This is a genomic window from Methylobacterium isbiliense (genome assembly GCF_022179325.1).
GTDB lineage: Bacteria > Pseudomonadota > Alphaproteobacteria > Rhizobiales > Beijerinckiaceae > Methylobacterium > Methylobacterium isbiliense.
Map to the genome: position 1 here is coordinate 1 of NZ_BPQQ01000150.1, position 4,568 is coordinate 4,568.

At 64.5% G+C, this 4,568-nt stretch carries 4 protein-coding genes; 2 read left to right on the plus strand and 2 right to left on the minus strand.

The window, feature by feature from the left end; genetic code table 11:
• Positions 1-11: 11 nt before the first annotated feature.
• A complete protein-coding gene (locus MFF61_RS33465; protein WP_238242120.1) occupies positions 12-515 on the minus strand; it encodes an AAA family ATPase in 504 nt (167 codons plus the stop codon).
• A gap of 346 nt (positions 516-861) precedes the next feature.
• Here MFF61_RS33465 and MFF61_RS33470 point away from each other — a divergent pair, with 346 nt between their 5' ends.
• The gene (locus MFF61_RS33470) at positions 862-1,209 is read left to right on the plus strand and encodes a metallophosphoesterase family protein (RefSeq protein WP_238242121.1); all 348 of its coding nucleotides are present in this window, start codon (positions 862-864) and stop codon (positions 1,207-1,209) included.
• Positions 1,210-1,628: 419 nt separating this feature from the next.
• Here MFF61_RS33470 and MFF61_RS33475 read toward each other — a convergent pair whose 3' ends face one another.
• Entirely contained in the window at positions 1,629-2,690 is a 1,062-nt protein-coding gene (locus tag MFF61_RS33475) for a tyrosine-type recombinase/integrase (RefSeq protein WP_238242125.1), read from the minus strand.
• A 175-nt stretch (positions 2,691-2,865) separates the two neighbouring features.
• Between MFF61_RS33475 and MFF61_RS33480 the strand changes: the two genes are divergently transcribed.
• The gene (locus tag MFF61_RS33480; protein ID WP_238242126.1) at positions 2,866-4,104 is read left to right on the plus strand and encodes an RHE_PE00001 family protein; all 1,239 of its coding nucleotides are present in this window, start codon (positions 2,866-2,868) and stop codon (positions 4,102-4,104) included.
• Positions 4,105-4,568 lie beyond the last annotated feature (464 nt).

Below are 4,568 nucleotides of genomic sequence, written 5' to 3' on the forward strand. Positions count from 1 at the left end.
TGATCAAGTAGTCATCGCAGTTCGTCTCGCACTGCGATGACTACTTGATCATCTCGGGGTGACACAGCGTTGAACATAACCGCGTACGGCTTACCCACCAGCTTTGCGATGTCGGTCGTCAATTTTATCGCTCTAATGTCGAAATAACCGGCCCGGCAGGGTATCAAAACAAAATTGGATAACAAGACGGCCTCATGAACATCAATACCTCCCGATGACGGCGTATCAAGAAGCATGATGTCCAATTTCAATCTTCTTCCTGCTTCCAGAAATTTTCCCAGATTTTTCATTGGGGCGTCTGCAACTATTGGCTCCTCGGACTCTCTGATCTCACCCCAGGCGGTCACTGAGCATAGCGGATCGAGGTCAATGAGCCCCACCCGCAGCCCGCTCTCCATGAACGCGACAGCCAAATTGGTGGCGATTGTCGTTCTTCCGACCCCACCTTTCCGGGCCATTAAGGATATGATTTTCAACGGGAATCTCTGCTGAAACACGCGCCAATGAAACCACATTAGTCTGCATCAGTCTGATGCCTAAATCAAGCCAGTTAGTTTGCATGTTTGGTTGTTTTAGGTTTGCATGCTTGATGGGCCACACGCCTCCTGTCCTCGGCATGTGCTGCCGATTTGGAGATCCTCCACCGTTTCGGTAGTTCTCCCGCACTTTGCGTGGAACGGTCGCGGTTACGCGGTTGGCGCTGGCTGATTCTTGCGCTTCTCGGGCTGTACCCTGTTCACAAACTACGAACTCGACGGGGTCACGCGGCGCAGTGCGGCGATGGATGCAGCTCGACGCGGGATGACAGACCACCACTCCATCCTCGCCCGAAGTGGCACGCATCGAACGCCCGAGCTTTTCATGCCCGAGCACGCGCTCGACCGCCATTGGGAGTCGATCCTTATCCTGCGTGCTGCGCTGCAGTGCGCCGACGCCGAACGTAGCCGGACGGTGGTTGTCACGCACCACGCCCCGAGCCGACGCTCAATCCACCCTTCTTGCGCTGGTGACCCACTCAATCCCGCCTTCGCCTCCGACCTGGACCACCTCATTAAGGCTGCCCGTCCGGCTCTGTGGGTGCACGGGCACGTGCACTCCAGCTTCGATTACCGGATCTCGACGACGCGGGTGATCTGCAACCCAAAGGGCTATGGCGCTGAGAACCTGTCTTTCGACCCCGAGCTTGTGGTGGATGTCGGCTACGCCTGAGACGCAAGCAGCGCAAGAATACTCCGCATGTGCCTACAGAACGCACGCCCTTTCGAATGCGATTGGAAGATTTGATGTAGGACTGGCCAAAACGGCTTATGGCCATTACACGATCGAGATCTATATCTTATCTTATCGCTGCTAATGCGGCAGATTCATGTCGATCGCTTAAAGACAATCGATTATGTAAAAGTCGCTTAGTTTTACTGAATTAGCCTTATTATCTGGTGCGATTCTTTAACGCGATCGGGTGCGGGTCGTGGGCCGACGGCCGCGGAATGGTCGTACTTGCGAACGGGGAACATGACCGGTATACATTCGGCTACCGGCAGACGTTTTGAATCTTGTGTTATCAAAGGCTTAGCCTTGGAGATGCTCAGTCCTCTCCTGGGCACCTACGCAGCCAATTGTAGGGCGCCTCAAGCTCGATTTTGCAGCGTTGCGAGCTTGCGAGCGGCGCCGCGCTGAGCCCTGAGCCGCTCGCCATAGCGGGCGGGCATGGCGGGCGTCTTCCAGGAGCCCGCCTGCATCACCTCGAGCAGCTCGAACCCGGCCGCGAACATGTCCTGCGTCGCCCCGACCCGGGTCGAGTGCCCGGACGGGGGACGGGACAGCTTGACGCCCGAGGCCGCGGCGATCTCGCGATAGAGCCGATAGACCTCGGCATCTGCTAGCGCTGCCGCGCCCACTCGGCCTCCCTTGCTCACGGGCCGGAACAGAGGTCCGTTTGCCAGTCCAGATGCATCCAGCCACGCGGTCACGTGCCCGACCGTGTCCGGCGCCAGGTACTTGACCGCGCCTTCGCCCTCTTGGTCGGTCTTGGTCTTCCTCACCAGGATCGTGCCCGAGCCATCGTCTGCTCGCTCAAGATCCTCGATGAGCAGCGCCACCAACTCGGAGCGCCGCAGCAGGGTGTCGTACGCGACGGCCATGAGCGCGGCATTGCGAAGCGCGATCAGCGGCACGGCCCGGTCGCCCTCGGCGACACGCCGGTGGAGGCGCTCCGCCGTCTTGACCACCAGCATGCGGTCGATGCTGGGCCGGTTGAGCGGCTCGGCCTGCTTCTGGCGCCGGCCCTTGGCGCGGCTCATGCGCGTCACAGCCAGCCGGACGAGCTCGTCGGTGCAGGGGTTCGGCAGCCCGGCGGCGCGGTGGAGCAGGGCGATGGAGGAGCGGTAGCGTTCGATGGTGGCGCGCGCCTTCATCTCCGCCTGCGCGTCGATGAAGTCCGCCACGGTCTGGGCGGCGGCCGGCAGCATCGAACGCCCGTGCGTGCGGCACCACTCGGCGAAGATGCGGCTGTCGGCGGCCAGCGCCCGCAGGGTGTTGGGAGCGAAGGCGCCGCGGGCGGCGCGGGCGTAATCCTCGAGCCGCTCCAGCACCTCGAGCCCGAGCGGCAGAGCGCTGGCAAACGGGGCGGGGAGGGCACCGGGGGCCTCGTGGGGCGGCTCGGGCGTAGGATCGGCGGGGTCGAACTCCATGCCCGGAAGCGTAGCCGTAGGACCCTTAACGGTCCACCAATTCCCGCTGATAGAGGCTATTATCGGGGGGAATTTTGAAGGCCCTCGCGCAGCCGGTTCGCGCCAGCGCGCGCAGATTGCTGGATGAACCAAGCGATGGCTCGGATCGCTTGGGTGAGCTAGCATCAATCCCGCTGTGACAACCACTTATGCCCTCGACGATATTCTCACGGCCGCGGCATGGCGGCGGCTCGCCGGCCCGGCCGAGCGCGCCGCCGAGGCCGTGGTGCGGCTCGATGAGCGCCTGTCTCGCACGGAGCCGGTCCTCGCCGACGGCGTGAGGTCGCGCGCGCACTTCGTCGACGCTCAGGCCGCCCTCGGGCTCGAGGGACAGCTCGTGCTCATGGAAGACCTGGTCCTGCACGACGCGGCCATGCCCGTGCGCCACCCGACGCCGGAGCTCGCCCGGGCCACCCACATCCTCGCGACCCGGCGCCGCGTCGCGGGGTCCCGGCCGGACTGGCCGTTCACCTCAGAAGGCTGGTCTGTGTTGTTCGGAGCCGCGGGACGGGAGTGCGACGGCCTGGGCACGCCCCTTGAGACCGCGCTGGTGGACGCGTCGAGCCGCGATGCCGAGAACCACGCCCAACCCTGGATCATGCCACGCTTTGGAGATGACCTGTTTGCGCCTGACGAGGACGTCGAGGCCGCCGGCTCAGGTGATGACGATGACCTCTGGCATGAGGACGAGGCACCTGATCCGGCCTTCGCGAACATCGACCGCCTGCTCGCCCGCAGCCGGCGCACACTCGCCGAGTACAACGATCTGACCACCGCCGAGGGCCGCGCCGCGTTGCGGGTGCACGATCCGCAGTACAGGGAAACCGAGCGGCTGGCGGCTTGGCGACAGATCGTCGTCGAGGACGCGCGCGAGCTGCCGGCGGTACTCGCGGCCGCGGTTGCGCTCGATGCCTGGTTCATGCTGGACCCGTCCGAGCGTCATCCTTTCCTCGGCCCTCTTCTCGCGGGCGCCCTCCTGCGGAGGCGTGCGGCGTCGCGCCATCACCTCTCAGCCGTCGCGCTGGGGTTGCGGGAGTGCCGTTCCCCCTGGCTCAAGGTGACCTCTGCAGCGGAGCGCATCAGCGGGCTTCTGCGCGCCTTTGAGGCAGCGGCTCACGCCGCCGGACGCGACCTCGATCGGCTCACCCTCGCGCACGAGCTGATGCTGCGCCGGGTGCGCGGCAAGCGCGGCACCTCGCGGTTGCCGCAGCTCGTGGATGTGCTGGTGTCGAGCCCGCTGGTCACGATCCAGAGCGCGGCGAAGCGGCTCGGGACCTCGTCGCAGGCGATCGAAGGCATGCTGGCCGACCTCGGTCCGGCCTGCCCGCGCGAGCTGACCGGGCGCAAGCGGTATCGAGCCTGGGGCATCGTGTGAGGCGCTTGGCGCGAGCTCTCTGTGAACCGCCGAACGCCGTGCCGCGCAGTCTGCGCTGGTTTCTCGGAAGCGCGCTCTGTTCGGAAGGCCGCAGACCGCGCCGGCGAACCCTTGTCCTCTTGGTGCCGTCCACAGCTCGTTGCGCAGCCTTGCGAAGGCCTCAGCGTCGCCGCTCGGATTTCACCGGCGCCAGCAAGCTTCTGTTAGGCAGACCTCTCCGATCCCGGTCTCCGCCGCATGCGTCCCGGTCCTCAGCCTTGATCCTTGGAGGTGACCATGCCCGATTTCACCCTCGCGGTCCTGGAGCTCGTCTCCGAGTAATTACCCACGCCTGTGTCGGCAGGATCAGACGCGGATGGTTTTGAGGATGGTGGTGAAGGTGTCGCCCCGAGAGGCGAGCTGTGTCGACGACGGTGCGCACGTCCGCCTCACCCGCGGCCGCCCGCGACTACTTCACGTCGATC